This window comes from Streptomyces sp. NPDC044033 (assembly GCF_056434425.1).
Map to the genome: position 1 here is coordinate 248,861 of NZ_JBWKFF010000006.1, position 25,641 is coordinate 274,501.

23 protein-coding genes and 2 pseudogenes are annotated in these 25,641 nt (G+C 68.8%); 11 read left to right on the top strand and 14 right to left on the bottom strand.

Features of this window, described 5'->3' with window-relative positions:
* Nucleotides 1-42: 42 nt before the first annotated feature.
* Entirely contained in the window at nt 43-810 is a 768-nt protein-coding gene (locus AC07AB_RS14100) for a GntR family transcriptional regulator (protein WP_478565462.1), read from the bottom strand.
* A 439-nt stretch (nt 811-1,249) separates the two neighbouring features.
* Between AC07AB_RS14100 and AC07AB_RS14105 the strand changes: the two genes are divergently transcribed.
* The 3 genes from AC07AB_RS14105 to AC07AB_RS14115 all read left to right on the top strand — a co-directional run bounded on the left by AC07AB_RS14105 (nt 1,250) and on the right by AC07AB_RS14115 (nt 4,540).
* A complete protein-coding gene (locus tag AC07AB_RS14105) occupies nt 1,250-3,325 on the top strand; it encodes a glycoside hydrolase family 36 protein (RefSeq protein ID WP_478565217.1) in 2,076 nt (691 codons plus the stop codon).
* Nucleotides 3,326-3,426: 101 nt separating this feature from the next.
* Nucleotides 3,427-3,660 (top strand): hypothetical protein, encoded by a 234-nt coding sequence (locus AC07AB_RS14110; protein WP_478565220.1) that lies wholly within the window; start codon nt 3,427-3,429, stop codon nt 3,658-3,660.
* Nucleotides 3,661-4,006: 346 nt separating this feature from the next.
* Complete coding sequence (locus AC07AB_RS14115; protein WP_478565223.1) at nt 4,007-4,540, top strand: hypothetical protein; 534 nt, start codon at nt 4,007-4,009, stop codon at nt 4,538-4,540.
* A gap of 1,248 nt (nt 4,541-5,788) precedes the next feature.
* On the opposite strand, the gene AC07AB_RS14120 is transcribed toward AC07AB_RS14115, so the two are convergent.
* The 4 genes and pseudogenes from AC07AB_RS14120 to AC07AB_RS14135 form a co-directional block, all read right to left on the bottom strand.
* The gene (locus tag AC07AB_RS14120) at nt 5,789-6,193 is read right to left on the bottom strand and encodes a hypothetical protein (protein ID WP_478565226.1); all 405 of its coding nucleotides are present in this window, start codon (nt 6,191-6,193) and stop codon (nt 5,789-5,791) included.
* A 249-nt stretch (nt 6,194-6,442) separates the two neighbouring features.
* Entirely contained in the window at nt 6,443-6,670 is a 228-nt protein-coding gene (locus AC07AB_RS14125; protein ID WP_478565229.1) for a hypothetical protein, read from the bottom strand.
* A 163-nt stretch (nt 6,671-6,833) separates the two neighbouring features.
* Nucleotides 6,834-7,376, bottom strand: a complete 543-nt coding sequence (locus AC07AB_RS14130) for a GNAT family N-acetyltransferase (protein WP_478565232.1) — start codon at nt 7,374-7,376, stop codon at nt 6,834-6,836.
* A 130-nt stretch (nt 7,377-7,506) separates the two neighbouring features.
* Nucleotides 7,507-7,668: pseudogene (locus tag AC07AB_RS14135) on the bottom strand (Tn3 family transposase); the annotation flags it as partial.
* Nucleotides 7,669-8,584: 916 nt separating this feature from the next.
* Here AC07AB_RS14135 and AC07AB_RS14140 point away from each other — a divergent pair.
* Nucleotides 8,585-9,988 (top strand): MFS transporter, encoded by a 1,404-nt coding sequence (locus tag AC07AB_RS14140; RefSeq protein ID WP_478565235.1) that lies wholly within the window; start codon nt 8,585-8,587, stop codon nt 9,986-9,988.
* A 74-nt stretch (nt 9,989-10,062) separates the two neighbouring features.
* The gene (locus AC07AB_RS14145; protein WP_478565238.1) at nt 10,063-11,679 is read left to right on the top strand and encodes an MFS transporter; all 1,617 of its coding nucleotides are present in this window, start codon (nt 10,063-10,065) and stop codon (nt 11,677-11,679) included.
* A 244-nt stretch (nt 11,680-11,923) separates the two neighbouring features.
* On the opposite strand, the gene AC07AB_RS14150 is transcribed toward AC07AB_RS14145, so the two are convergent.
* Entirely contained in the window at nt 11,924-12,757 is an 834-nt protein-coding gene (locus AC07AB_RS14150) for an enoyl-CoA hydratase/isomerase family protein (RefSeq protein WP_478565241.1), read from the bottom strand.
* Between the two features lie 106 nt (nt 12,758-12,863).
* Here AC07AB_RS14150 and AC07AB_RS14155 point away from each other — a divergent pair, with 106 nt between their 5' ends.
* Entirely contained in the window at nt 12,864-13,256 is a 393-nt protein-coding gene (locus AC07AB_RS14155) for a winged helix-turn-helix transcriptional regulator (RefSeq protein WP_478565244.1), read from the top strand.
* An 868-nt stretch (nt 13,257-14,124) separates the two neighbouring features.
* Here AC07AB_RS14155 and AC07AB_RS14160 read toward each other — a convergent pair.
* Nucleotides 14,125-15,516: an MDR family MFS transporter gene (locus AC07AB_RS14160; protein ID WP_478565247.1), complete on the bottom strand. Its 1,392-nt coding sequence runs from the start codon at nt 15,514-15,516 to the stop codon at nt 14,125-14,127.
* A 128-nt stretch (nt 15,517-15,644) separates the two neighbouring features.
* Between AC07AB_RS14160 and AC07AB_RS14165 the strand changes: the two genes are divergently transcribed.
* A complete protein-coding gene (locus AC07AB_RS14165) occupies nt 15,645-16,301 on the top strand; it encodes a TetR/AcrR family transcriptional regulator (RefSeq protein ID WP_478565250.1) in 657 nt (218 codons plus the stop codon).
* Nucleotides 16,302-16,530: 229 nt separating this feature from the next.
* Here the strand turns inward: AC07AB_RS14165 and AC07AB_RS14170 are convergent, their stop codons facing one another.
* A complete protein-coding gene (locus AC07AB_RS14170) occupies nt 16,531-16,911 on the bottom strand; it encodes a tetratricopeptide repeat protein (RefSeq protein ID WP_478565465.1) in 381 nt (126 codons plus the stop codon).
* Between AC07AB_RS14170 and AC07AB_RS14175 the strand changes: the two genes are divergently transcribed.
* The gene (locus tag AC07AB_RS14175; protein WP_478565486.1) at nt 16,879-17,040 is read left to right on the top strand and encodes a hypothetical protein; all 162 of its coding nucleotides are present in this window, start codon (nt 16,879-16,881) and stop codon (nt 17,038-17,040) included. The genes AC07AB_RS14170 and AC07AB_RS14175 overlap by 33 nt on opposite strands.
* A gap of 236 nt (nt 17,041-17,276) precedes the next feature.
* On the opposite strand, the gene AC07AB_RS14180 is transcribed toward AC07AB_RS14175, so the two are convergent.
* Nucleotides 17,277-19,436, bottom strand: coding sequence for a DEAD/DEAH box helicase (locus AC07AB_RS14180; RefSeq protein WP_478565253.1), 2,160 nt, complete (start codon nt 19,434-19,436; stop codon nt 17,277-17,279).
* Nucleotides 19,437-19,958: 522 nt separating this feature from the next.
* Here AC07AB_RS14180 and AC07AB_RS14185 point away from each other — a divergent pair.
* Together AC07AB_RS14185 and AC07AB_RS14190 are read left to right on the top strand one after the other, a co-directional pair.
* Nucleotides 19,959-20,225, top strand: a pseudogene (locus tag AC07AB_RS14185) (recombinase RecQ); the annotation flags it as partial.
* Between the two features lie 171 nt (nt 20,226-20,396).
* The gene (locus AC07AB_RS14190) at nt 20,397-21,044 is read left to right on the top strand and encodes a hypothetical protein (RefSeq protein WP_478565256.1); all 648 of its coding nucleotides are present in this window, start codon (nt 20,397-20,399) and stop codon (nt 21,042-21,044) included.
* A 96-nt stretch (nt 21,045-21,140) separates the two neighbouring features.
* Here the strand turns inward: AC07AB_RS14190 and AC07AB_RS14195 are convergent, their stop codons facing one another.
* The 5 genes from AC07AB_RS14195 to AC07AB_RS14215 form a co-directional block, all read right to left on the bottom strand.
* On the bottom strand, nt 21,141-21,827 hold the full coding sequence (locus tag AC07AB_RS14195; RefSeq protein WP_478565259.1) for a hypothetical protein: 687 nt from the start codon (nt 21,825-21,827) through the stop codon (nt 21,141-21,143).
* A 58-nt stretch (nt 21,828-21,885) separates the two neighbouring features.
* Nucleotides 21,886-22,587 (bottom strand): ribonuclease HII, encoded by a 702-nt coding sequence (locus tag AC07AB_RS14200; protein WP_478565262.1) that lies wholly within the window; start codon nt 22,585-22,587, stop codon nt 21,886-21,888.
* A gap of 113 nt (nt 22,588-22,700) precedes the next feature.
* Entirely contained in the window at nt 22,701-23,591 is an 891-nt protein-coding gene (locus tag AC07AB_RS14205) for an ADP-ribosylglycohydrolase family protein (protein ID WP_478565265.1), read from the bottom strand.
* 10 nt (nt 23,592-23,601) lie between these two features.
* Entirely contained in the window at nt 23,602-24,261 is a 660-nt protein-coding gene (locus AC07AB_RS14210) for a histidine phosphatase family protein (protein WP_478565268.1), read from the bottom strand.
* 73 nt (nt 24,262-24,334) lie between these two features.
* Nucleotides 24,335-24,940 (bottom strand): YdbC family protein, encoded by a 606-nt coding sequence (locus AC07AB_RS14215; RefSeq protein WP_478565271.1) that lies wholly within the window; start codon nt 24,938-24,940, stop codon nt 24,335-24,337.
* A 138-nt stretch (nt 24,941-25,078) separates the two neighbouring features.
* Here AC07AB_RS14215 and AC07AB_RS14220 point away from each other — a divergent pair, with 138 nt between their 5' ends.
* The gene (locus tag AC07AB_RS14220; RefSeq protein ID WP_478565274.1) at nt 25,079-25,609 is read left to right on the top strand and encodes a TerD family protein; all 531 of its coding nucleotides are present in this window, start codon (nt 25,079-25,081) and stop codon (nt 25,607-25,609) included.
* Nucleotides 25,610-25,641: the final 32 nt, after the last annotated feature.

The following is a 25,641-nucleotide window of genomic DNA, read 5'->3' on the forward strand; positions in this document are numbered from 1 at the left end:
CGGCAGATCCGCGGCGATCGCCCAAGTCCGGTTGGTGATCGTTCAAGTCTGGTTGGTGATGGAGGCCCGGAACCGGTAGCGGTCCCCCCGGTAGACCTGGACGGTCAGTTCGATCGGGCGTGATTCCTGGTTCGACGTCAGCTGGGTCGCGACGAGCATCGGCATGGTCTCCCCGATCTCGAACAGCTCGATCTCCCGTGGCGTCGGGTGGCGGGCCTCGACCGAATAGTCGGCGACGCGGGGCAGCTGCGGCGGGTCGGCGGCGCGCAGGGTGGCGTAGAGCGAGGCCGTATTGAAGTCGGTCTCGGCCAGGGCAGGGCAGGCCGCCAACGGAAGCCGGTTGTGCTCAAGCACGACGAGCAGACCGTCGAGGAAGCGCAGTCGGCGGAGGTCGAAGAGGTCGGCGCCCGGAGCGATCCGGAGCTGCTCGGCCTCGGACACCGTGGCCGGGCGAACGGTGGCGGAGAGCACCTTGCCGGTCGTCGTCAAGCCGTTGGCCTGCGCATAGTCGGCGAACCCCTGGACCTGCGGGGCCGTCGAGGCGGACGCCATCGTCGCCTCGGGGAGCAGACCGAGCTCGGCGACGAACCACCCGCGCGACGACGACGGCCGCACGATGCCCCGCGACTCCAATTGCGCGAGGGCCGCTCGCAGCGTCACGCGCGACACGGCGTACCGGTCGACCAGAGCCCGCTCGGAGGGCAGCCGGTCACCGGGGCGGGCGGCAGCGGCGCGCAGGTCGTCGAGCAACTGCGTGGCTGTGCGCTCGTACAACGGGAGGACGTCGTCACCGAATAGACCTCTGGGCATCGACGCTCTCTCATCTGTCATACCAGAAGCATACCAATCCGATCGACGGTGCGAACCCTCGTCCAGGAGGCCCACTCGTTGACATGCCGCTCGAATACCACTTACGTTCTCGAAGCAGGCCACCCGATGATGGAGAAGTCGCCCGTGAGCGACCTTCCGTTTCGGCCTACCCCGGTGATCAAGGCAGCGTTGTCGCAGCTCACCGAGGATGCCCGCCCGCTACCGCCGGAGGCGACCTCACACTGGGGTACCCGTTCGGACAATACGCCGTCCCCCCACCCCAGCCGACCCGCTGCGAAAACCGGTAGCAGACCAGGCATCGACCAGCCTTACGGACGGTCGCTTCGTCGCGAGCGTGCGGCTCGACTTTGACGATCCCCAACGACGGACAAAAGGCGGCTGCCCCAGTCGGGCACGCACGACCGAAAGAGAGTTCGACATGACGGACATGAACCGGCGAAGCGTACTGAAGGTGGCGCTGGGGGGTGCCGGCCTGGCCGCCTTCCCCGTCGTGGCCATGGGCGCCTCACCCGCGGCCGCCGCACCGAACTCGGATCCTGACCTCGTCGGAGTCGGCGACACCTCCATCACCCTGGAGTTCGACGACCAACTGCGCAGCCGGGTGGCGCTCAAGGGCCTCGACCTCACCCGCTTCGACGCCGGCGAAGCCCTATTGGTGGGCGGTAAGGCCATCGAGGCGTTCGCCTACCGCGGGCACACGACCCGCGACACCCGCCACCCCCGCCACGGCGCGGGCGTCCGGGTGACGATCGAGGGCACGTCCAAGGAAGGCGTACGGAAGACGGTCGTGCTGACCTCCTTCGAGCGTCTCACCGGCATGATCGTGATGAAGGTGACCTACACCAACAGGTCCTCCACCGCGCTGAAGGTGACCGGGTGGCGCAACGGAGCCCACGAACTCCTGGAGACTCCCGGCGGCTTCTACACCTTCTCCGGTACCACGTACACGGACCGCCGCGACTGGGTGATGCCGGTGAAGGACGGCTATGTCCAGGAGAACTCGTTGGGGATGGACTCCTCCGACTACGGCGGCGGCACCCCGCTGGCGACCGTCTGGCGCCGGGACGCGGGCCTCTCCGTCGGACATGTCGAGCCCGTGGCGACGATCCTGCGCATGCCGGTCCGCAAGACGGGCGCCGGAGCGAGCATCGCCATCCAGGACGACACCGCCCGCACCCTGAAGCCGGGCCGTCGGCTCAGCACCGACACCACGTTCCTGACCGCCCTCCCGGGCGACCACTTCATGCCGCTCCAGCGGTACCGCGACTACATGAGCGACATCGGCCAGCGCGCCCCCAAGGTCCCCGCCTCGGCCTTCGAGCCCATCTGGTGCGCCTGGGGCTACGAGCGCGGCTTCGCCACCGAGCAGGTCACCGGAGCGCTGCCGAAGGCGCACGAGGTCGGTCTGCGCTGGGCCGCGCTCGACGACGGCTGGCAGACCAACGTGGGCGACTGGGACATCAGCACGGCGAAGTTCCCTCGTGGCAAAGCGGACATGCGGGCCTTCACCAGGGAGATACGGGACGCCGGTCTGCGGCCGCGCCTGTGGTGGGCCCCGCTGGCGGCGCACCCCGACAGCAACCTGTTCCGGGACCGGTCCGACATGCTGCTGCTGGACCGCGACGGCAACAAGCAGTACGTCACCTGGTGGGACTCCTACACCCTCTGTCCGGCCTACCGGCCGACGGTGGACTACTTCGTCGGGCAGGCGAAGAGGTTCATCGGCGACTGGGGTTACGAGGGGCTCAAGATCGACGGCCAGCACCTCAACAGCGTCGCGCCCTGCTACAACCCGAAGCACCGGCACGCCCGCCCCGAGGAATCCACCGAGGGCGTGGCCCTGTTCTGGAAGGCGATCCACGAAGCCGCGCACGAGGCGAACCCCGACGCCCTCGTCGAGCTCTGCCCCTGCGGCACCGCCTTCGCCTTCCACAACCTGCCCTACGTCGACCAGTACCCCAGCTCGGACCCGGAGTCCTCCTACCAGGTCCGGAGCAAGGGCAAGTCGATGAAGGCGCTGATGGGCACGGGCAGCAGCTACGCCGGCGACCACGTCGAACTGAGCGACGGCGGGAACGACTTCGCGTCCTCTTACGGGGTCGGAGCCGTCCTGTCGACCAAGTTCACCCTCCCCGGAACCGGAGCCCCGGACAAGGCGACCGACCTCACCCCGGAGAAGGAGGTCCTCTGGCGCAAGTGGGTGTCCCTGTACGAGAAGAACATGCTGTCCACCGGCGAGTACCGCGGTGAGCTGTACGACATCGGCTTCGACAAGCCCGAGGCGCATGTCGTGGCCAAGAAGCGGACCCTCCACTACGCCTTCTACGCCGACCAGTGGGACGGAACGGTCGAGCTGCGCGGTCTGGGCCGCACGCGGTACCGCCTGACCGACCCGTTCACCGGCAAGTCACTCGGAACTGCCACTGCTCAGCACAACACCGTGAAGCTGTCCTTCGAGCGTTTCCAGCTCATCGTGGCCGAGCCCATCGGCTGATCAGCCGGGGCGGCCGGGCGGCCGGGCGCCCCGGGCAACACTCTTGATATTGCGAGTGGCGTGCCACAGGCTTGCCGGGCCCCCGCTTCTCCACCTGTGACGTGGGCCCCGCATGCCCCGCCTCGTACCGGACACCCCGCCGCAGCGCGTCCTCGCGGCCACGAACTTCGTCCACACCATGGGCTACGGGCTACGGCCTCTATCTGACGGCCGGGGTGCTCTACTTCACCGAGGCGGTCCACCTTCCGGCAGGTCAGGTGAGGCTCGGACTCGGCATGGCCGGTGTGGTCGCGCTGGCCCTGGGCGTCACCGTCGGCCACCTCCAAGCGCACTGAAACGTGAGCACCGCTGTCGTTCCAGTTGAAGAATGCACCGGGGACGGCGAGAACGCCGTGGAACTCGGCAGCCAGGTCTCCACCCCGCGAATGGCACCCGGCTGCCTCCCCGCTCTACCGCCCCCGCTGCCGGGCCTCAGGTCCACACCGGGGAAGCCTGAGGGAAAAGGGGAAATGGGAAATGGGTCGAAGTACGCAGGGAGAGTGAGTACGTGAACTCTGCCCGGTTTGCCCGAGGGGGGCTTGGATTGACGCTATGTGCACAACAGCCCGCCCGGAGTCCCCGGACTCAGCAACCGCTCCCCCGCCCGGCCGACATGGTCGGCGCGGCCCTCTCATAGCGGTGTTGGTCGCCCTCGTCCTCATAGGGCTCCTCGTGGTGCTGGCCCGGGCCTGCGAATCCATGACCGGTGGGTCGGTGCGCTCGACCGCCGCATACGAGAATCACGTCACCACGACCAAGGACGCGGGAATGCGCACCGTCAGCCGGCTGCGGCCCGCACCGCGCCTGGCAGGCACCCTGCCCGGAGCCTCACTGGAGTCGACGGCCAACGACGAAGGCAGCACTTCCTGTGTGGACGACTTCGGGGCCGACGGCGACGGCGTCACCCGCGGCCAACCCATTTACTACTGGAAGCTTGAGTTCGGCAGTCACCGCGACTATCTGGCGGCGGTCCACAGCCTTCGCGAGGAATGGTCCCAGCGCAAGCTCGCGGTGAAGGAGAGCCCGGGCCCCGCGAGGGGCAGGCCCGGACAGGGCCTGCCCACCATCAGCACCACCGACGAGCACGGCATCGACCTGATGTTCGGGCCGGATCTCTACAGCGGCGCCCCCATCGTGCGGGCCGAAGGCAACTGCATCCGCCACGCCGACCGCTGACCAGCGGGTGCCCGGCCGACGAGGCGGGGGCCGACGTCCAGCCGGGCCTTCATCGCCTCCACCTCGGCACGCCGCCCCGTGCAATTGCGCGTGTGGCTGCGGGCGTCGCTCTGGGGGATCAAGCATCGGGTGGGCAGGTCAGGGTTCCGGAAGGCGCCGTATTGGGGTGGTGCACGTAATCTCCGTGCAGGGGATGCGGCTTACTCACCCGAGTGGTGGGCCGACCTCCTCAAGCACCAAGGTCTCACCGACATCGACGCCCAGATCCTCGCCGCCCCCGACCCGCAGGACGTCGGGACGCTCGTGGTGCGGGCTCGTGCCCCCGAATAGTGGGCGACGGGCCGCGGTCGCGCGTGAGAGCGTGATCATCGGGACCCCCGGATACATGGCCCCGAGCAGTGGCAAGGCGGCAGGCCGGGGGCAGCATCCGACCTGTTCGCGCTCGGTGTGACTCTGTACGAGGCGGCCGAAGGCGAACCGCCCTTCCCGCGCGAGAACCCGACGGCCGTCCTGACAGAGCACCCCCGACCACCCCGTTTCGCAGGGCGCCTGCGGCCGCTCCTGGAGCGGCTCCTCGACGAGGACCCTGCCCGACGGAGCGGCGCCGCCGACGCCCGGACCCTGCTCCGTATCGCTCCCACATCTGCGGAAGACCCGCCACGGAGCCAACCCACGCAACCTGTCCGGCGATCGGAACCGCAGGGCGGGAGCGTGACGATCACGAGCGGCCGGATGGAGTCGGCCAAGGCCCGAGCGAAAACGTACTCCGAGGGGACTGGATGCGTCTTGGCAGTCTTCGGCTTGATCGTCGGGCCGATCATCTCCGCAGACACTGGGGAGGGCAGCATGCTGCTATTCGGCGTCTTCGGCTGCCGGGGGGAGCGGCATCGGGTCTCTTCTTTGGCTGGATGTCTGGGTGGGCGCGCTACGGGATTCTGCTGGTCGTGGATGTTCCAACGACCGGAGCGGACTCTCTCCGTAGCGACTGCGGGGAGAGTCCGGGGCCCGCAGTCGCTGGTCCCCTGCGCTCCGGGTTCCTGCCGCGCCGCGACAAGAACCCGGAGCCATGGAAGAGGTGCCGGACGTCCCCCTCTGGGGAAGGGACTGCCCGACGCGTTGCCATGACGAGCAGCGCGGCCACACGTTCGGGGGGACCGCCCGGCAAAGACCGCCCCAGCCCTCGTCCAGCCCGCCGCACTCTCCACGCCCAAGTCGCTGACCGGCATTGATGGATGGTCCGGCCGGATACTAGGCCAGTGGTTCGCGTTCGGGCCACCATCGCTGGACGGCCTCGACGGTTGTCGACGGGCTCACGTTGAAACAGAGCTTCGCGTCGGGTGCCAGTTCGCGGGTGGTGACGACCAGGACCTCGAAGAGCGGGGTCAGCGCCGGGTCCAGCCGGATCCCGGCACCGATCACCACGATGTCGTAGTCCTTCTCGGACAGCGCGGCGCGATAGACCGCCTCGGCCGTGCGGCCGTAGTCGAGCGCGCAGACAACGACGGTGAAGCCGAGTTCTTTGAGCCGGGCCCGCTCCGCGGCCACGCCGACCTGGACCACTTCGGCGTCGATCTCGGGGAACGCCGCCCGTGACGAGGGCGCGTCGTCCACCAGCGCGGGATCAAGTCCGACGATGAGTATAGACGGGGACATGTCTGTATATCTCCTGTTGTCTTTGTCTTCTGGTTTCCGGACCGAGGATGGCATCGGGGCAGCCGCGCGGCCATCCCGCACTTCTTGGATACCGTTCGGCCGGTGAGTTCCGCGGTGGCCCAGCGTGAGACCGTGCGTGACATCGAGGCGGTCTGGCCGTCTCGACCTCGGTTCCCGGGAGCTGCGACGCCGGGTCGCCGAGCGGCTGACGCGGCTCGTCCCGGCCGAGGCGGGTGTGCTCCTGCTCGATCAGGACTTGCGGCTGCACTCGGAGAATCCGGCTGCGAAACTCTGGCGGAATGAACTCGCCTGATCCGGGGCGGAGCTGCCCATATCGACGCCGAAGGCACGCACGAGCGGATCATCGACGCGGCCGCCGAGTGGTACGACGTACTGGCCGATGTGTTCCATCTGAACCTGGCCGATGTCGACGCTTCCGCTCGGGCCCGGCTGTGGCATCGCGTCCGCGCCGAACACCGGGAGTGGGAGGCTACGAGACATCGTGTAACCACGCTCTGATCGCAGGTGCGGGACGAGGGGCGAACTCGCCGTCCCCGTCTGAGCACCACGCATCTGGACGGGGATCCAGCCTGGGAGCCAACTCGCTCCCAGGCTGGAAGACTCATGAAGACCTTGGGTTTCAGCCCCGCGAGTCCGGTTTCCAGTCCTGGGCGAGGAGCCCGAGGACTACCTCGTCCAGGAATTCGCCCAGCACCCAGGCCGAGGAGCGCAGTACGCCCTCGCGGATGAAGCCGTTGCGTTCGGCGGAGCGCAGCATGGCGTGGTTGTCCGCCAGCGTCTCGATCTGCAGCCGCTGCAGGCCGCGGACCACGAATCCGTAGTAGCAGAGCGTCGCGACCACGTCCGTGCCGTAGCCCTTGCCGCGTGCCGCCGGCAGCAGCCCGAGTCCGATGTGGGCGGACCGGTGGTGGTTGTCGATGCCCCACAGCGCCGCGGTGCCGGCCAGGGCGCCACCTTCCAGCTCCACCACGGAGAACGCGACGCTACCTTGCGCCGCGTCGTCCACCACGAGCCGCGGGTCCTTCGAACCGGGCGAGATCGGCCGCCACGGCTCGGCCTCGGCCCGCGCGGAGTTGACCACGTCGTCGTAGAGCTCGGTCCGCAGAGTGGGGATGTCGTCCTCGTGCCGAGCTCTCAGCCCGATCTTGCTGCCCTTTAGCATGCGGGATTCCTATCCGACTTGGCTCGCCTACGACAAACGAATATTCGAACAGCCCGAGTTGGCGCGTGCCGCTGATCGCCGAAGGGTTTGGGCTGTCACGGGCTGAGGGCCAGAGGCTGATCACGGAGGGGGTGTTGACGTGCCCCAACGCGGACTGGAGCAGGTGCAGGGAGAGCATCGAGACCTCCTGCGACTCCTTGTCGGAGCCGGTCAGGTCGCCGTCCTTGCCGGAGAACAGGTCATGGTTGGCGGAGTTCCAGTTCTCCACGACCTGGAGGCGGCGTCCGCGCATGAGCGGATCGGCAGAGCCGCAGTGGCTGGTCCTCTCACTCTCTGCTCCACCGTGTCTGGCCTCCACTCCCACTCAAGTCGGCGACCTCTGCAGCTGATCTTCCGGCGCATCGCCGCGGGCCGCTCGAACGCGATCACCGCCAACTGGGTGCCCCAGGGCTGGTATTCGCTGTTCCCGAACCCGGCCGTCGCCGAATCGCTCCTGGGCAAGCTGATCAACACGAGCACTCCTCGGCGATCTCGTCCGGCCGCGTCGCGCTCCACCAGCGGTGCCGTCCGGCTTCGAGGAGCGGCGCGAGACGCACACGGAACCCCCTCCGTTCGAGCTCGTCCACCGCCTGTTCGAGGTCGGGTGCGTATCTGGCATCGAGCGGCCCGGACAGCGTCGCGACGACGAGGTTTCCGGCCTCCAGGGCGCGAGGGCGCAGCAGTTGAGGCAGTGCGGGGCGGGTCCCGGAGGCAGCGTCGCGACACCCATGACAACACGCTGCTCATTTACCGATCGGCCGGCCAGCGGCCCCTCCTGTGCGGTGCCCGGTCAGGAGGAGGGCGACGGCGAGCAGCTTGGCTGCCGCGTCCGCGGGGGTTCGCCGCGCGGTCGGCCGGCGCCTCGGCGTACTGCGAGAGCGCGGCCCGGAGCCGGACTGAATGGTCCCGGCTCCGCCCGGCGCTTCCACGGTAGGCGAAGACGGCGTCGGCGTTGCCCCGACTGCGGCTGACGAGCGATCACGGTCGTACCCCCCTGCCGCAGGGCGAGTTCGACTGCCGTGCGTGAGCGGCGCCGCAGTGGAAGCAGCGACTCGTCATAAATCCTGAATTTTTCGTTCTAAAGGGCTTTTCTTGGTGAGCGCTTTACAGGGCGCGCATCAGAATGAACTGAATGTCATTTTCATTTACGTTCTGGAGGAGCCGCCCACATGACCGCGACCGTCTACGACCCCGCGACCGCCACCAGCCGCACCCGCAGACGCCAGTTGCTCGCGGGGTGCCTCGGCAACGGCGTGGAGTGGTACGACTGGACCCTGTTCACCATCCTCGGCGTCTACTTCTCACGCCAGGTCTTCCCGCACGCGGCGGACAACAGTTTTGTCCCACTCCTCCAGACCTTCGCCGTCTTCGCGGTGGGCTACTTCTTCCGACCGCTCGGCGGCCTGCTGCTCGGAGCGCTCGCGGACCGGCGCGGCCGGCGCGAGGCGATGGCCGTCACGCTGTCGCTCATGGGGCTCGGCTGCCTGATACTCGCGGCAGTGCCCACGTACCGCAGCGCCGGGCTGCTCAGCCCGGCGGTGCTGGTCGCCGCGCGGGTCGTACAGGGCCTGGCCGCCGGCGGGGAGTCATCCACCGCCATCGCGTACCTGAACGAGTCAGCCCCAAGAAAGCGACGCGGCTTCTACGCGGGCCTGATGCACTCCGGGGAGGGCATCGGCCTCATGGCGGCCACCGGGGCCGCGGCGCTCACCGCCCAGGTGCTACCGCCGGCGGCGATGAGCACGTACGGCTGGCGCATCCCCTTCGCCCTCGGCGCGGTCGCCGCGCTGGTCGGCGTATGGATCCGGTACCGGAGCCAGGAGACCAGCGACGTGGCGGAGGCCGTCCGGGCCGGGCGGGCCGAACGGCCGCAGGTCCTGGAGTTCCTGACGCGGTATCCCCGCCAGACCCTGGTCCTGGCCGGGGTGGTCCTCGCGGGCACCGCCTCCCAGTACCTCTGGCTGACCTTCCTGCCCACCTACGCCCATCTGACCACTGGCATCAGCCGCTCGACCGCGTTGACGACCAGCACGATCGCCCTCGTGTTCTTCGTCGTCGTCCAGCCGCTGAGCGGCCTGGCCGCGGACCGGATCGGGCATCGCCGGATGCTCATCGCCTTCGGCATCGCGGCCACCACGATGACCGCGCCGCTGCTGTTTTTGCTGCGGCCATCGGCGGGCGCGCTCCTGGCCGTGCAGTGCGGCGGGGCACTGCTGTGCTCACTGTGGTCCACATCGTCGCTCGCGGTGATGTCCGACTTGTTGCCCATGCGCTGCCGCGTCACCGGCATAGGCGCCACTTACGGGGCCACCGCAGCTCTGGTCGGCGGCACCCTGCCTCTGGTCGGAACCGCTCTGAGCAGCCACGGCGACATGCCGCTCTTCGGCGGGTACCTCACCGCGCTCGCCCTGATCACCACCGCCGTCTGCGTCTTCGCCCTGCCCAAGGCGCTTCGCACCGCGCACACCGGCGGGACCGACCCGTGCGACATGCCGATGCCCGTCCCGCTCCCCGCGGAGGCCGCCCCCACCCCCGTACCCCATGCCGTACCTGCGCTGGAAGAGAGCCCGTGACCCGCCGACCGCGCGACCGCGGCGCCCATCCCGGAACGTCCATGCGCACCGCACACGACCGTGATGATCCGGCGATGCCCCTTTACTCCGCCGCATCGGCCCGGGCACGGTCACGGAAACTCCGAGCGGACGCGGACACGACGGGCCTCTCACGCGAGCGGCGCGTCCTGATCCTGGTGATCTGCTGTACGAGCCTGCTTCTGGTCAGCCTGGACAGCACCATTCTGAACGTCGCCCTGCCGGTGATGCAGCGGGACCTGGATACCTCCCTCTCCGGAATGCAGTGGACCGTCGACTCCTACACCCTGGTCCTCGCGTCCCTGCTGATGCCGGCCGGCTCGGCCGCCGACCGTGTCGGCCGCCGCAAGGTCTTCACCACGGGCCTGATCGTCTTCGCCCTCGGCTCGGCACTGTGCTCGGTGGCGCCCGACCTGGAGACGCTGATCCTGTTCCGGGTACTGCAAGCCATCGGCGGCTCGATGCTCAACCCCGTCGCCATGTCGATCATCACCACCACCTTCACCGTCCCCGGGCAACGAGCTCGCGCGATCGGCGTCTGGGGCGGCGTCTTCGGCCTGGCTTTGGCCGCCGGCCCTCTCATCGGCGGCCTGCTGGTGGACACGGTCGGCTGGCGGGCGGTCTTCCTCATCAACATTCCTGTCGGTGTCGTCGCCGTCTGGGCCACCCTGCGCTACGTCCCCGAGTCGCGCGCCCCCGCGCCACGCCGGCCCGATCCCATCGGGCAACTGCTCGTCATCGGGCTGCTCAGCACGGTCACGTACGCCATCATCGAGGGGCCCGGCAAGGGCTGGACCTCGGCGGAGATCCTGGCCTGCCTGGTGAGCGCCACCGCCTCGCTCCTCGGCCTGCTGAGGTACGAATCGCGCCGTGACGAGCCGTTGCTGGATCTCCGGTTCTTCCGCAGCGCACCGTTCAGCGGCGCCGTCGCCATCGCTGTCACGGGCTTCGTGGTCCTCGGCGGATTCCTCTTCCTCAACACCCTCTACCTGCAGAACGCGCGTGGTCTCGACGCGCTGCACGCGGGCCTGTACCTGCTGCCGATGGCAGCGTTCATGCTGATCAGCGCGCCTGCATCCGGCCGCTTGGTCGCCTCCTACGGGCCTCGCCCCGCACTGGTCCTCTCCGGCGCCGCCATGGCCCTGGGCAGCGTGCTCTTCGCGGCCTGCGATGCCGAAAAATCCCGCCCCTTGCTCTTCCTGGGCTACTGCCTGCTCGGGATCGGCGCCGGCATGGTCAACGCGCCCATCACCAACACCGCCGTCTCCGGGATGCCCCTGTCCCAGGCCGGAGTCGCCTCCGCGGTGGCCACCACCAGCCGCCAGGTCGGCCAGGCTCTGGGCGTGGCCGTCATCGGCGCGGTCCTGGCCCACGGCACCCGGAACATCACCAGCGCCGCATACCCGGATACATTCGCCGACGCCGCCCGGCCCGCCTGGTGGGTCATCACCGGCTGCGGTGCGGCCGTCCTGCTGGTCGGCGCGGCCACCAACGGCCGCTGGGCACAGAAATCGGCGGAACGCACCGCTCGCCTCCTCGCGGAGGCCGGCGCACCCGGGCCGGCAAGGGGCGCCGCCTCGCATCCGTGGCCCCGTGGCCAAGCAGGGCAGCTGACCTGTGATGCCCCAAGCCGCCATATCACCCCGATGTCCCATGATGCGAGTGAGCACTGACCAACCGAAGTGGTCCAGCGTCTCATCGGTCACCTCGTTGCCGGGCTCCGCCGCCCTTGGCCGCGGCCGACTGTGCACGGGAGGCGAAGCCGCTCGTGGCCGTACGGCTGCCCGGGTTCTTCGCGTCGGCGGGCCGGCCCCGTGACCGCGTGTTTCCGAACCCGAATCGGGAGCTCAATGGCTTGATGGGCGAACAGAACGGCCGTGGGGCCGTTCAGCGATGTGTCATGCGCCCGTCCGGCGATCAGCGCGCGACGCTGCGCATCAGTCCCTCAAGATCGCGTTCGCCGGCCGGCGTTTGCGCCCCGTCCCGCAGACCCCCGCTGATCAGATGCTGAGCGGCCGGCTGGCTGAACGTAGAAGCCCAAGCATCGTTCTCACGAAGGAGTCCTTCCTTGAAGTCATCGGCAGGCAGCGAGTGCTTGGCCGCTTCGATGACACCGTCGGGCAGCGCGGCGATGTTACGGGCGATACGGTCAACGTACTCGTCAAGCTCGTCGGCCGGCAGGGCCCGGTTGATCCAGCCGTAGGACGCTGCGGTCTGGGCATCGAACAAGTCGGCGGTGAGGATCACCTCCAGTGCGCGGTTGCGACCCACGCGGTCCCGGAGGTACTGCGTTCCACCCCCGCCGGGGATGATGCCCATCAGCGCTTCGATCTGACCCAGCCCAGCGGTCTCGCTGGCGGCGAATGTCATGTCCGCTGCGGCCACGAATTCCGCCCCGCCTCCGCGGGCCTTCCCGGTGAGCTTCACGATGGTCACCTGAGGCTGGTGGCGGATCAGCTCACCGATCGCCTGGAACACGTTGACGTCCGCCGGCGCGAATGCGGCGAGTTCCTGGAGGACGTCCATCTCTTCCCCGATGTGCATGTCCACGTGAGCGATGAAGAATTCCGAGTTGGCGCTAGAGAAGACGATCACGCGGACGGAAGCATCGTTCTTGAGGCCCGTCAGCACCGTCCGCAGCTCACGCATCATCGTCGTTCCGAGCGCGTTCACCGGGGGATTATCGAGGACGATCCGGGCGACGCCGTGTTCGCTGCTCACGTGCAGGGTCGAGTAGGCATCGTTCGTCATGAGGCTCTCCGTTGGTTACCGTTGGGCATGTAGGTTTGCAATGCATACCTACCGTCGACGACGGCGCCCAGACGGTCAAGAACGCACTTTGGGAGCACCTAGGATCATGAAGGACACCGATCTGTACGGCATCGACGCCGAAGCACGGACGGTTTTCCGGGCGGACTGCCCCAGCCGGCCGATCCTCGACCAGATAGCGGACAAGTGGTCGATGATGGTGATGGCACTGCTGGAGCGGCCCACCCGGTTCAATGAGCTGAAGCGGGATCTGGGGGGCGTCACGCAACGTGTCCTCACCCAGACGCTGCGCCGTCTTGAGCGCAACGGCATGATTCGGCGCACGGTGCTGCCGACCTCACCGGTCGGCGTCGAGTACTCGCTCACACCCCTGGGCGCATCCCTGCGCGAGCCGTTCGCCCGGCTCTACGACTGGACCGTCGAGCACAGCGGAGAGATCCAGTCCTGCCAGCGGGCGTACGACACCAGGGCTGACGCTTAGCCGCCTGTTCAATGATGTCGATGTGCAGCTGGATTGCAGTGGCATGAACGCGCAGGGCCTCAGCAGGTCGGACATGGCTTTCACCACTCAAGTACGGGCCAGGGCACGGCGCTTCGGGCCGTGTCGGGACAGGGCTCGCATCCCCTACTGAGAGTCGGACCGAAAATCTCAGGATCACAATGAACGATCGCAAATGGCCGTTTGGTGACCGGGGTTGGGTTCAGGATGCGTTCGGCCAGCGGTTACTGTGACCGTTCGTCGAACGGTTCCCGCCCGGTGCCTCCAGGCCCGCACCTTGCACCGCGGCGAGCAGACCACCGCGTCCGAGCGGCGGTCGACGCCAGCCACCCACCGGGCCTCACGCTCCGGGCACTCCACCTCGCCCGTGCCGTCCTGAACAGCCGACAGGCGCTGGCGCAACCGCCGTTCCCGACGCCACCACCTGGACCGACAGGCCGAAGAACAGAACTCCGCTCCGGGTCGGGCTCCCGGCCTCAGCCGTTCCCCGCAGCCCCGGCAGATCCTTTCCCCGACCCGACCGGCGTCCTCGGACACCAGGTCAGCTTAGGACTCCAGGCTCCTCAGAACCGGGGCTTGGAAACACGCACTTACCTTGCCGAACCGCTCGGGCAGGTCCACCCGCGGTGTCCCGGTGCGGTACTTGAAGGCGATCGCCTCGATCGCCTACCGGTGATCCCGCCACCGTCCACCCCGCTTCGGTGTCCGGTCCGGTCCGGTCCGGTAAGAGAGGCTCGATTCGCTCCCATTGCAGGTCAGCCAACGGCACACCCGGACCAACGGTCAGACGATCTGAAAAGAGACGCCGGTTGCCGGTGATTGTCGGAGCCTTGGACATGTCATCGCTCTCTCAGGCCTGGGGGATGGAGTCATTGAGCTCAACGGCCTTCTTCCCTGGGAGGAGGAGGGCGAGCAGGAGCGGGATGGTGGCCAGCCCAAAGGTCCACCAGAACGTGCCGGCGAAGGCGTCGAGCGACATGGCGTCGGCAGCGAGGCGTTGCAGGATGACGGCGATAACGGCGACACCGAAGGGAGCGCCGACACGCTGCACGACACTGAACGCGGCACTGCCGTGCGGTGCCTCGTCATGGCCGAGGCCAGACAGGGCGATAGCGAGCACGGGGAAGGTGGTGGCGGCGAACCCGAGGCCCTGAGCGAACTGTCCGAGCAGGAGGAGGAACTCGTCGCCGGTGGTACCGGCGAGGGCAAACGGGAGGGTGCCGAGCATGGTCAGCGCAACGCCGCCGGCGACGACGATCCGTCCGTCGAGGCGGGCGGTGAGGTTGCGTACGACGAGGAAAAAGAACATCGTGCCGACGCCGGTGGGGATGAGCAGCAGGCCGGTATGGAAGACGGTCTCACCGCGGATCTGCTGGTAGAACAGCGGCAGCAGGAAGGCCAGGGCATAGGTGGAGAAGCCGCTCATGAAGGTGATGAGACTGCCCACGCCGAAGCTGCGCCGGGCGAACACGCGGACGTCGATGAGCGCCGGGCGGCGGGTCATCAGCGAGTGCGCCGTGAAGGCCGTGAGCAGGATGACGCCGACCGCAAGCGGCAACCATGCCTTCGGCTCGGTGAAACCGTCCGTGCCGGCCGCCTCGCTGATGCCGTAGGCGATGGCGACGACGGCGGGGGTCAGCAGCAGGAATCCGAGGACGTCGAAGCGGTGACCGCGCACGACCGGCATCTTCGGCAGCAGGATCGCGCCGAACACGAGCGCGGCGACACAGACGGGAACGTTCACGAAGAACAACCAGTGCCAGCTCCAGTACTCGACGATCGCGCCGCCGAGCACCGATCCCAGGACCGGGCCGAGCAGGCCCGGCAGTGCGACGACCGCCGTGGCGCGGTGGACGCGCTCCGGACCTGCGGCACGTATCGCGATCGACATCGTGATCGGCATCACCATGCCGCCGCCGACGCCCTGGAGGACACGGAACCCGATCAGTTCGGGCAGCGTCGTGGCGAGTCCGCAGAGTGCCGATCCGACGAGGAAGACGGCGATCGCGATCATCCAGATGCGTTTGGCGCCGAACCGCTCCGACAGCCACCCGCTCACCGGGATTACGGCGACGAACGCCAGCAGATATCCGGTCGAAATCCACTGGGTCTGGGTGACGGTGGCATCGAAGACCGTGCGCAATCGATCCAGCGCGATGTTCACGATCGTCGTGTCGAGCAGGGTGATGAACATCCCGAGGGCCAGCACGAGGCTGAGCAAGGTCAGCCGGCGATCCGTCACGGAGACGGCCGCCGGGTGTGTCGCAGCTGAGGTCATGCGAATCAAACTAAACCGTTCAGTTCAGTCCTGCAAGACTGTACGGTACAGTTCGATAGGTGGGTCGAACCGCCCGGAAGGATGAGGAGAGCATGGCCGCCGCGAGCACCGCCAAGGCAGTACGTGAGGGCTCCGCCGCCAAGCGAGAGGCAATCCTTGCTGCAGCTCGGGACTTGTTCGTGCGCGACGGCGTGGACCGCGTCAGCATGGATGCCGTCTCGGCTCGGGCCAAGGTTTCAAAAGCCACTGTCTATGACTACTTTGGTGACAAGCGTCGCTTGTTTCTCGCCATTCTCACCGACGCCTCCGAATCGTTGAACGCCTCCGGGCAGCGGGTGCTCGACGAGCACCTCTCCGACGATGCCGGGATCATGAATGTCGGGCAACTGGAGCAAGCGCTCGTGGCTGCCGCGGTCGATCTCGGCACGACGATGGTCGGCTCGGCCGACTATGCGGACGTTTTCGCGCTCGTCGCTCAGCAACATCGGGATTCGCCGAGCCCCAAAGGTGACGTCTCAACCGACGCGATGGAGGAAGCCTTCGCTGAACGCATCGCACATTTCGTCGACGCCGGTCTTCTCGATATCGATGACCCGCAGCTGGCCGCCGATCACTTCGTCGCCCTGACGATGTTGCGCGCTTACAATCAGCAACCCCATCCTGGCAGTGTCGACACCGATCGGGTCCGACAGACGATGGTCGACGGGGTCCGCTTGTTCATCCGCGGATACGGAGTTCGCTCCAGGTGACGACGGGATGGTACCGACACCGTTCGCCGCTATCCGAATTCGTCCATCCGTTTCGACTATTCTCGAAGAATAGCCGTCGAGCCCACCGTGCCCGCTTGTGTCGCGCCGCGTCGTGACGCGGTGTACAGCGACCGGCTTGTCCTCGACACTGCGCGCGCCGTGTCCGTGGCCCGCAGGCGAGCATGGAGGACGTCGCCCGTCCCGTGAAGCAGGCGGGGTGTCGACACCGCTAGAGATCTTCAATGGTGGGGGTCCTGGTCCTGCTGACGGTTGAGGTCGTGTGCGCCATGCCGGGGCCTGACGCTCCCGCCTCCCGCCTCCCGCCTCCCGCCTCCCGCCTCCCGCCTCCCGCCTCCCGCAGTACCTTGACCGCCTCTTCGTATCGGCCGGTCTTCCCCAGGAGGTTCCCAAGGTTCAGCAGGACAGCGGGATCCTTCATGCCCGCCTGCATTCGGCAGGCCCGCTCGGCTTCCGCATATCGGCCGAGAATTGCCAGGACGACACCCAAGTTGTTCCCGGCCCGACTGATGCCGGCGTCGGCCATCGCCCTCCAAAGAGGCACAGCGATGGACGGGGCGTGATCATTCGCCTTGAGCACCACCGCGAACATCTCGTCGATGTCGTGTGCTGCGTCCAGGGCCTGGAACCATGTCAGTGCGTGCACCGGCACATCCGCCCGCTGCGCCTCGGCTATGAGCTGTGGGTGGACATAGCCAATATCCTCCCTGAATGGCGCTGAGCTGAAACTCGACGCCTGAAATAAGTCGAGACGTAGTAGATATGGATTGTTGGGACCGCATGTGAAATCGGTGCGGCCCCAACAGCCATCATGTCAATTACGTGGCCACTCCGAGTACTCGTCCAGGAGGCCGAGAGCAACTCCACCGACTGAGCAGCGTGCATGCCGTGGCCTGACTCGAAAATGGCTTCACCATGCGCCGCAGGTAGGCCAGTGCTCGATTCACATGCAGGTGTCTACCCGGCCAGGGCGAGAACCAGTGGGAGCACCGGCCCGGCACCGGCCTGGCGCAGGAGGCGTGCGCCTACGGCCAGGGTCCATCCGGAGTCGGTGTAGTCGTCGACGAGCAGGACCGGGCCAGGGGTGCCGGCCAGGGCGGCGGCGAGTTCGTCGGGCACTGCGTACGAGGCGGCCAGGGCACGCAGCCGCTGAGCGGAGTTGCTGCGGTACGCCGCATACTCGTCCGCCTGCGGCGTGTAGGCCAGGCTGCCCAGCAGCGGGAGCCGACCGACCCGGGCCACTCCCTCAGCCAGTGAGGCGACCAGCCGCGGACGGGTGCGGGACGGCATGGCGACGATCCCGACCGGCCGAGCCACCGAGTCAGGGGTATTGCCGGCCCAGCCGCCCGGCGAGCGGGCCCAGTCGGTCACCACCGTCACGACGGCGGCCAGCACGTCGTCCGGGACCGGCCCGTCCCCAGCCTGCGGCGACAGGAAAGGACGCAGGCGGTTGCCCCAGCCGATGTCCGACAGCCTGCCCAGCGCACGCCCGGTGGCCGCCTGCTGGCCCACAGGAATACGGCCCTTCAAGTCCAGCCCGACCGCGGCGAGCCCGGTCGGCCACATCTTGCGAGGCTCGATCTCCACTCCCGGGCGGTCCAGCTCGCCCGCCGCCGCGGCGAGGGCCGCGGGAGACACGGCCGCCTCCAACCAGGGCCCGGCGCAGTTGTCGCAGCGGCCGCACGGGGCCGCCTTCTCGTCGTCCAGTTGCCGTTGCAAGAACTCCATCCGGCACCTCGTGGTCGCCACGTAGTCCCGCATGGCCTGCTGCTCCGCCGCCCGCTGCTTCGCGACCCAGGCATACCGCTCCGCGTCGTACGCCCACGGCTGGCCTGTCGCGGTCCAGCCCCCCTTCACGCGCTTGACCGCCCCGTCCACGTCCAAGACCTTCAGCATCGTCTCCAGGCGCGAGCGCCGAAGATCCACCAAAGGCTCCAGCGCCGGCAGCGACAACGGACGGCCCGCCTCCTCCAGGACGGCCAGGGTGCGACGTACCTGCTCTTCGGGAGGGAAGCCCACCGAAGCGAAATACGCCCAGATCGCCTCGTCCTCCCGCCCCGGCAGCAGCAGTACGTCCGCATGGTCCACACCACGCCCCGCACGCCCCACCTGCTGGTAGTACGCAATCGGTGACGACGGCGACCCCAGGTGCACCACGAACCCCAGATCCGGCTTGTCGAAGCCCATCCCCAGCGCCGAGGTCGCCACCAGCGCCTTCACCCGGTTCGCCAGCAGATCCTCCTCCGCCTGCAACCGATCGGCGTTCTCCGTCTTCCCCGTGTAGGAGGCCACCGGATATCCACGCTGCCGCAGGAACGCCGCGACCTCCTCCGCCGCCGCGACCGTCAGCGTGTAGATGATTCCCGAACCCGGCAGATCCCCCAGCCGGTCCCCCAGCCACGCCAGCCGGTGGGCCGCATCCGACAGCTCCAGTACCCCCAGCCGCAAGCTCTCCCGGTCGAGCGGGCCACGGAGCACCAGAGCATCGCCGCCCCCCGTGCCCAACTGCTCGGCCACATCCGCGGTCACCCGCGCGTTCGCAGTCGCCGTCGTGGCCAGGACGGGCACACCCTCCGGCAGCTCCGCCAGCATCGTGCGCAGTCGACGGTAATCGGGCCGGAAGTCGTGGCCCCAGTCGGAAATGCAGTGTGCCTCGTCGACCACCAACAGACCGGTCGTGGCCGCGAGCTTAGGCAGCACCTGATCACGGAAATCTACTGAATTGAGGCGTTCCGGGCTTACGAGGAGAACGTCCGTCTCACCCCGCTCGACCTCACCATAGATGGTGTCCCACTCCTCCGGATTAGCCGAGTTGATGGTCCGCGCCTGGATACCCGCCCGAGCGGCCGACTCGACCTGGTTACGCATCAACGCCAACAGCGGCGAGATGATCACCGTGGGGCCTGAGCCCCGCCGGCGCAACAGAGCGGTGGCGACGAAGTACACCGCCGACTTGCCCCAGCCGGTGCGCTGCACCACAAGTGCACGCCGATGCTCCTCCACCAGAGCCGCCACCGCCTGCCACTGATCCTCCCGCAACCGCGCCGACCCACTCGGGTCACCGACGAGCTCAGCGAGGATGGCATCGGCTTCAGTACGGAGCTCCAGGTTGTCCATGCCTACATGCAACCCGATAGCACTGACACTCGGCCACTTCACTCCGCGTGACCGCCAGCTCACGGATGGACCCTCGGCTAACGCAGATAGGGAACGGCCAGGGCGGGGCACTCGGCCACGGCCACCCCCGATTGACACGACAGTGCAGGTCAGGGCCTCAGATCAGCCTCGAATTCGAATGCCTCCCCGTTTCGGCGGCCCGGTGCGGTCGAACAACGGCCTGAGCCTGGGCGTTCTGCAACCGCCGGACGCAGCGCACCGGTTGGGCTGGCTCGCCGACCACATCGACGAGCTGCCGGGCTCCGGGATCATCTATACCCTCACGGTCGCCGCCGCCGAGGAAGTGACGGTGTTCCTGCGCCGCCGAGGGCACACCGCGGCCTCGTACACGGGAAAGGCCGGGAACGCGGACCGGCTGACGAAGCCATCTGGAAGTACTTCGCCTCGCCGGCCTTCCCCTCCGGAGAGCAGGTACGCCGCACACTCGACGTGCTCGCGGCATCGGACCGCCCGGTGTCCCTGATGCCGCCGCTCGGCACGGTCGCCTACCGCGACACGGAAGCGGACACCCACGTGCCGCGCACCAACAGCGCCCAGCGGCTGCGGACGCTGGACGGCGCGCTGACCGTGCCCCCCGCGCCCGCCGAGGAGTTGGCCGGGGTCACCGGGCCGGTCCTGCTCGTGGACGATCCGGCCGACACCGGATGGACGCTCGCGGTGGCCGCACGGCTGCTGCGCCGGGCCGGGGCACCGGGGGTCTTCCCCCTGGTCCTCGCGGTACAAGGGTGAATACGCGTGGCAGGCCCACCGTTCGGGAAGGAATATAGGGAGCGGGGCGTCAAATACCGGGCACAGGCGCGGATTACTCATTGTCGCCTGCCGACGCGGCCGCAAGAATTGGGCGGGCGCCCGTATCGGACGCCCTGCCCGGACCATGGACGCGCAGACGAAGGGAGGAAGGTGACCTTCGGTTTCGCCCCGCCCCCGGCTGGCGCCTCCTCGTCCCGGCTGGGCAGAATGCTCGAACCCGCCGAGTGGGCCGCGGCCGGGATACCCCTGCTGCGCAACCCCCGCGAGCTCGTCACCAGCCTGCACTCGCGCCACTTGCCGGCCCCGCGCACGGCCGTCGTCGCGGTTCTCGACCCGGAGCAGCACCTGGCGGCCAGCGCGTCGTTCGTCCGGCGGTCCACCGTGGCGGACGGCTGGGAGTTCCGCAACGCGCTCCTCGCGCGACTGCGCAGGATCATCCCGCACGATCTGCGGCTGCGGGCTCCGGTCCGTACGGCCGTATTGCTCTACTGCCGCGAGGGCGAGGCTCGTTGGACGGAGGAGGACGGCGCGTGGCTATGGGGGCTGCGGGACGCCTGCACGCTGCACGGACTGCGCTGCGGCGCGTACATCACGCTGACCGGGACCGGGTGGCAGGTCCTGGGGGAAGGGCGGGGCGGCCGGCGGCCGCACTCCCGCTCCGCCGCGCACCAGGAGGTATTCCGCGCCGGGGACGGGACGGAAAGGGGCGACGACGGGGAAGGCATGGAGCGCCTGAGCGCCTCGGTGTTCCCGGGCGACGGGGTGCCGGAGGCGCTGCGCGGTACGGCCGCCCGCTGACGAACGGGGCCGTGGTCCGGATGCGAAAGCGTCGGCCGGCCGCCTCCTGGTACGGGGGCGGCCGACCGACGATCCGCTGATACGGGTTGCCGCGCGCTAGACGGTCGTGGAGATCACGGCGTTGATGCGCTGCGGGTCGCCGCAGATGATCAGCAGCACACCGGCGCGAGCCATCGCGGCCGGCAGCGAGCCGGACACGGCCTCGTCCGCACCGCCGTTGACGGCGACCACCACGACCGGGCGGGCCTGGGCCCGTTCGGCGGCGGCGACCGCGTAGAAGACATCGTCACCGGCGTCGTGCTGCTTCCAGTAGGAGGCCTCGCCGAAGGACAGCTCATGTGCCGCCCACGGGTGCGGGTCTCCGGTGGTGAGCACCAGGATCTCGCCGGGTGCCCGGCCGGAGTCCAGCAGCAGGTCGACTGCTTCGTCGGCCGCGTCCAGAGCTCCCTCCGGGGTGGCGGGAATCAGCTGGATCTGCGGCGTCGCGGGAGCGGCCGTGGTGGCCGTGTCGGCCACAGCGGTCGCGGTGGCCTGGGGGGCGGTGGCGGCTTCGGCGGCCGGAGCGGTCGCCTGAGGAGTCACCGCCGCATCGCGCGGGGTGCGCTGGGACGGGGCTGTGGCCGAGCTCCGACTCGGGCCCGGAACACCGGGCCGCTTCGGGGCCGGGCGGGGGCCAGGACCAGGGACAGGACGGGGGGTCGGCGCGGTGCGGCCGGCGGCCGGAGTAACGCGGGGACCCGGGACACTCTCGTGAATCTGAGGCTCCTCGGGGATGAGAGGCATGGGCTGATGTTAATCAAACGCCGGTGCGGGTCGCGTCGGCGGGTGGCGGTCGGGCCGCTCAGATATCGAATCCGAGCTGGCCGCTGGCCTCCAGAGCAGCAGTTTTCGGGGCGCTGCGGGCCCGCTTTAGGTGCTGCCATCGGGGCAGCGCATCCAGATAGGACCAGGACAATCGGTGGTGCGGAGTCGGGCCCAGCTCCGCCAGGGCGGCTTGGTGCACCGGCGACGGGTATCCGGCGTTGTCGACGAAGGCGAAATCCGCGTGGTCGACGCCGAGTTCGGCCATCATCGCGTCCCGCGTGACCTTGGCGATCACGGAGGCCGCAGCGACGGCGATGCAGGACTGGTCGCCCTTGATGACCGTACGCACGCGCCAGGGCGCTCCGAGGTAGTCGTGCTTGCCGTCGAGGATCACCGCGTCGGGCCGTACCGGCAGGGCCTCCAGGGCTCGCGCGGCGGCCAGCCTGAGGGCCGCCGTCATGCCCAACTCGTCGATCTCCTGCGGGGAGGAGTGGCCGAGCGCGTGCGCGGTCACCCACGTCCGCAGCTCCCCGGCGAGCGCGGTACGGCGCTTGGGGGTCAGCAGTTTGGAGTCGGTGAGCCCGGTCGGGGCGCGGCGCAGTCCGGTGACGGCGGCGCACACGGTGACGGGGCCGGCCCAGGCCCCGCGTCCGACTTCGTCGACTCCGGCGACGGTCTTGGCTCCGGTGGTGGCACGGAGCGAGCGCTCGACGCTGTGGGTGGGCGGTTCGTACGGCATGGCGCGAGCAAGCGTACGCCCCCTGAGCCGCTGTGTCCGCCCCCGGTACCGGTCGGACGCCGAGACGGGGTGCGGGACCGTGTCTCGATCGACGCGTTCGCGGGCTCGGGTGGTCAGTTTTCCGCGGCCGGGAGCCAGTCGGGCAGCGGCTCCGCACGCTCCTGCCACTCGACCGGCGGGGCGCCCCGCTCCCCCGCCGCGACCACTCCGCCGACGATGGCGCAGGTGGTGTCCACGTCCCCGCCCACCTGGGCGGTGGTCCAGAACGCCGTCTCGAAGGAATCGAGATTGCGGGCCGCGGCCCACAGGGCGAAGGGCACGGTGTCGTGTGCGCTGGTGCGACGGCCGCAGCCGAGCACCGCGGCCACGGTGCTCGCGTCGCCGTAGTCGAGCATGCCGCGGGCCCGGCGCAGCCCTGCCTGGACGGCGCTGCGCGGTACGAGCGCGACCACCGAGTCCAGCAGGTCGCCCGGGCTCGGCGGCTCGGGAGCGGCGGCCAGGGAGGCCGCGGCGGCTACGGCCATCGCCCCGGCCACGGCCTCGCGGTGCTGGTGTGTGGTGTAGGCCGAGATTTCCGCTTGGTGCGTCGCCTGTTCCGGATCGTCCGCGTACCAGGCGCCCAGCGGGGCGATCCGCATGGCCGCGCCGTTGCCCCAGGAGCCCTGCCCCTGGAAGAGGCCGGCGGCGAGTTCGCGCCAGTCTCCGCCTTCGCGGACCAGGCGCAGCATCCGGTTCACCGCGGGACCGTAGCCGCGGTCGAAGTCGTGGTGGACGGCGAAGGAGCGGGCCAGGGCGTCCTGGTCGACGCGTCCGTGCTCGAACAGGACGGCCACCACCGAGCAGGCCATCTCGGTGTCGTCGGTCCACTGCCAGGGGGCGGGCGGCAGCTCGCGGCGCTTGAGGGACGGGTAGTTGGCCGGCACGAAGAACTGGGAGCCGAGGGCGTCGCCCACGGTCAGCCCGCGGAGGCTGGCGAGGGAGCGGGAGAAACGGTCAGCGGTCATCGCAGCGACTCTAACCCGCGATGCCGTACGGCTCCGGGGTGCACCAGTGCTCGAACGGGCGGTCGAGGTGGTAGCGGCCGTCGGCGCCGAGGAGCAGGGCGCGGGACTCGGCGTTGCCGGGGTTCGACAGGGACTCGAATTCCGCGACGCTCCAGTGGAGCCAGCGCATGCAGAAGAGGCGCATGGTCAGCCCGTGCGTGACGAGCAGGACGTTCGGCGGGTGGGAGGGGTCCTCGAAGCTGCGCCACAGGCTCTCCAGGAAGGCCCCGACCCGGTCGTACACGTCGGCGCCGGACTCACCCTGGGCGAAGCGGTAGAAGAAGTGCCCGTACGCGTCGCGGTACGCCTTCTGTTTGCGCACGTCGTCGCGGTCCTGCCAGTTTCCCCAGTCCTGCTCTCGCAGCCGCGGTTCCTCGCGGACCCGGACCCGGGAGGCGTCGAGGCGCAGCGCCTGGAAGGTCTGGTGGGTGCGTCGGTAGGGCGAGACGTAGGCGGAGACGCGTTCGTCACCGAAGGCCGCGCGGAGCCCTGTACCGGCCTCCTCGGCCTGCTTGCGCCCGGCCTCCGTCAGGCTCAGGGCGTGATCGGGTTCTCGTTCGTACACCGTGTCATCGACATTCCCCTCCGATTCTCCGTGCCGGATGAGGACTATGCGCCGGGGCCGTGCCATGCACTCCAGCCTAGATCGAGTGGCGGCGGCCTGCCTCATGCCGTCGGCGTACAGGTGTCGCGAGGGGGTTCCGTCACACGGTCCAGGAGGGTTCGATGGCGACCACGTCCCCGGCTATCGCCGTCATGTCCGCCTCGATCTGCGCCCTTGACGCGAGCCGCTCGACCCGGTCCGTGCGGTATTTGCCGTGTTCGGCCTGGGAGTCCCACATCGACAGCACCAGGAACTCGCCGCCGGGGGCCCGGCCGAACGATCCGCGCAGCATGCCCGGTGAGCCGGCCATCGCCGGGTTCCATACCTTTTCCTGCATCAGGGTGAAGTGATCCAGCCGTTCCTCGCGGACGCGGCAGTGGGCGACGCGCACCACGTCCGCGTCCGCGAAGTGCGGCCGAAAGCCGACTTTCACATCGAACTGATGCTCGAACAGCCTGACTTGGATGTCTTTGTACGTACCTGCCTGAGCGGCCGCGAGCCTGTCGTGCGAGCGCGCCATGAAGGAGTCGTAGAACGACCGGCTCTCCCAGAACCCGAAGAGATGCGCCACGTGCGGACGCCCCTTGCTCCAACCTCCACCCTGGCCCCGGAACCCCGGTTCGCCGAGCAACCCCGCCCATTTCCGCTGCCCTCGCTCGAAACCGCGGCGGTCCACCACGGTGCAGCGAATCCACTTGACCAGCACGGCGCCATCGTACGGCGCTGACAGTGGCCCGTATCACGCCTTGGGGCGCCGAAGCCTTACGGGCCCCCCGCCGCAGCAGGGGTGGCAACATGGTCAACCAGCGCTGGGCCCCGGGAAGTTACGAAGAAGGGAAGACCAATGAGCGGCCTCAACAAAGGCTTCGAGAAGGTCAAGGTGACGCTGAAATGGGACCCGAGCCCCTCCGGCTCCCCCGCCAACGACCTCGACATCATCGCCGCCACCTACTCCGGCGACGCCCCGCACGGCGAACCCGCGTACCTCGTGCACTTCGACAGCCGGTCGCCGGACGGCACGATCACCCTCAACCGGGACAGCCGGACCGGTCAGGGCTTCGGCTCCGATGAGGTCATGACGTTAGAGCTCAACCGATTGGCGCCCGCGTACACGCGGGTGGTCGTGGGCGTGGCCATTCAGCAGCGCGACGGCCGGAAGGCGTTCGGCGAAATCACGAACACCGAAATAAAGATCCTTGAGGGATATACAGTGCTGGCGGAAAACGATTTCTCCGCCGTCTCCGAATCGACCGCCTCGACGGTGGCCGAATTCAACCGGGACGCTGCGGGGAAGTGGAAATTCAACGAGTCCGTCCGCGGATTCGACGCCGACCCGACATCCTTTGCCGCGAAAATGGGCGGCAGCAGCTCCTGATCGCGGCGCTGACCTGGGAGAATGTGGCGACG

What these genes read in the sequence shown, in the direction of transcription:
- AC07AB_RS14180 (WP_478565253.1), bottom strand. Translation starts at nt 19,436, where the DNA reads ATGGACAACCTGGAGCTCCGTACTGAAGCCGATGCCATCCTCGCTGAG.
- AC07AB_RS14170 (WP_478565465.1), bottom strand. Translation starts at nt 16,911, where the DNA reads ATGTTCGCGGTGGTGCTCAAGGCGAATGATCACGCCCCGTCCATCGCT.
- AC07AB_RS14220 (WP_478565274.1), top strand. Translation starts at nt 25,079, where the DNA reads ATGAGCGGCCTCAACAAAGGCTTCGAGAAGGTCAAGGTGACGCTGAAA.
- AC07AB_RS14165 (WP_478565250.1), top strand. Translation starts at nt 15,645, where the DNA reads ATGGCCGCCGCGAGCACCGCCAAGGCAGTACGTGAGGGCTCCGCCGCC.
- AC07AB_RS14145 (WP_478565238.1), top strand. Translation starts at nt 10,063, where the DNA reads ATGCCCCTTTACTCCGCCGCATCGGCCCGGGCACGGTCACGGAAACTC.
- AC07AB_RS14130 (WP_478565232.1), bottom strand. Translation starts at nt 7,376, where the DNA reads ATGCTAAAGGGCAGCAAGATCGGGCTGAGAGCTCGGCACGAGGACGAC.
- AC07AB_RS14205 (WP_478565265.1), bottom strand. Translation starts at nt 23,591, where the DNA reads ATGACCGCTGACCGTTTCTCCCGCTCCCTCGCCAGCCTCCGCGGGCTG.
- AC07AB_RS14105 (WP_478565217.1), top strand. Translation starts at nt 1,250, where the DNA reads ATGACGGACATGAACCGGCGAAGCGTACTGAAGGTGGCGCTGGGGGGT.
- AC07AB_RS14155 (WP_478565244.1), top strand. Translation starts at nt 12,864, where the DNA reads ATGAAGGACACCGATCTGTACGGCATCGACGCCGAAGCACGGACGGTT.
- AC07AB_RS14200 (WP_478565262.1), bottom strand. Translation starts at nt 22,587, where the DNA reads ATGCCGTACGAACCGCCCACCCACAGCGTCGAGCGCTCGCTCCGTGCC.
- AC07AB_RS14100 (WP_478565462.1), bottom strand. Translation starts at nt 810, where the DNA reads ATGCCCAGAGGTCTATTCGGTGACGACGTCCTCCCGTTGTACGAGCGC.
- AC07AB_RS14150 (WP_478565241.1), bottom strand. Translation starts at nt 12,757, where the DNA reads ATGACGAACGATGCCTACTCGACCCTGCACGTGAGCAGCGAACACGGC.
- AC07AB_RS14140 (WP_478565235.1), top strand. Translation starts at nt 8,585, where the DNA reads ATGACCGCGACCGTCTACGACCCCGCGACCGCCACCAGCCGCACCCGC.
- AC07AB_RS14120 (WP_478565226.1), bottom strand. Translation starts at nt 6,193, where the DNA reads ATGTCCCCGTCTATACTCATCGTCGGACTTGATCCCGCGCTGGTGGAC.
- AC07AB_RS14210 (WP_478565268.1), bottom strand. Translation starts at nt 24,261, where the DNA reads ATGGCACGGCCCCGGCGCATAGTCCTCATCCGGCACGGAGAATCGGAG.
- AC07AB_RS14195 (WP_478565259.1), bottom strand. Translation starts at nt 21,827, where the DNA reads ATGCCTCTCATCCCCGAGGAGCCTCAGATTCACGAGAGTGTCCCGGGT.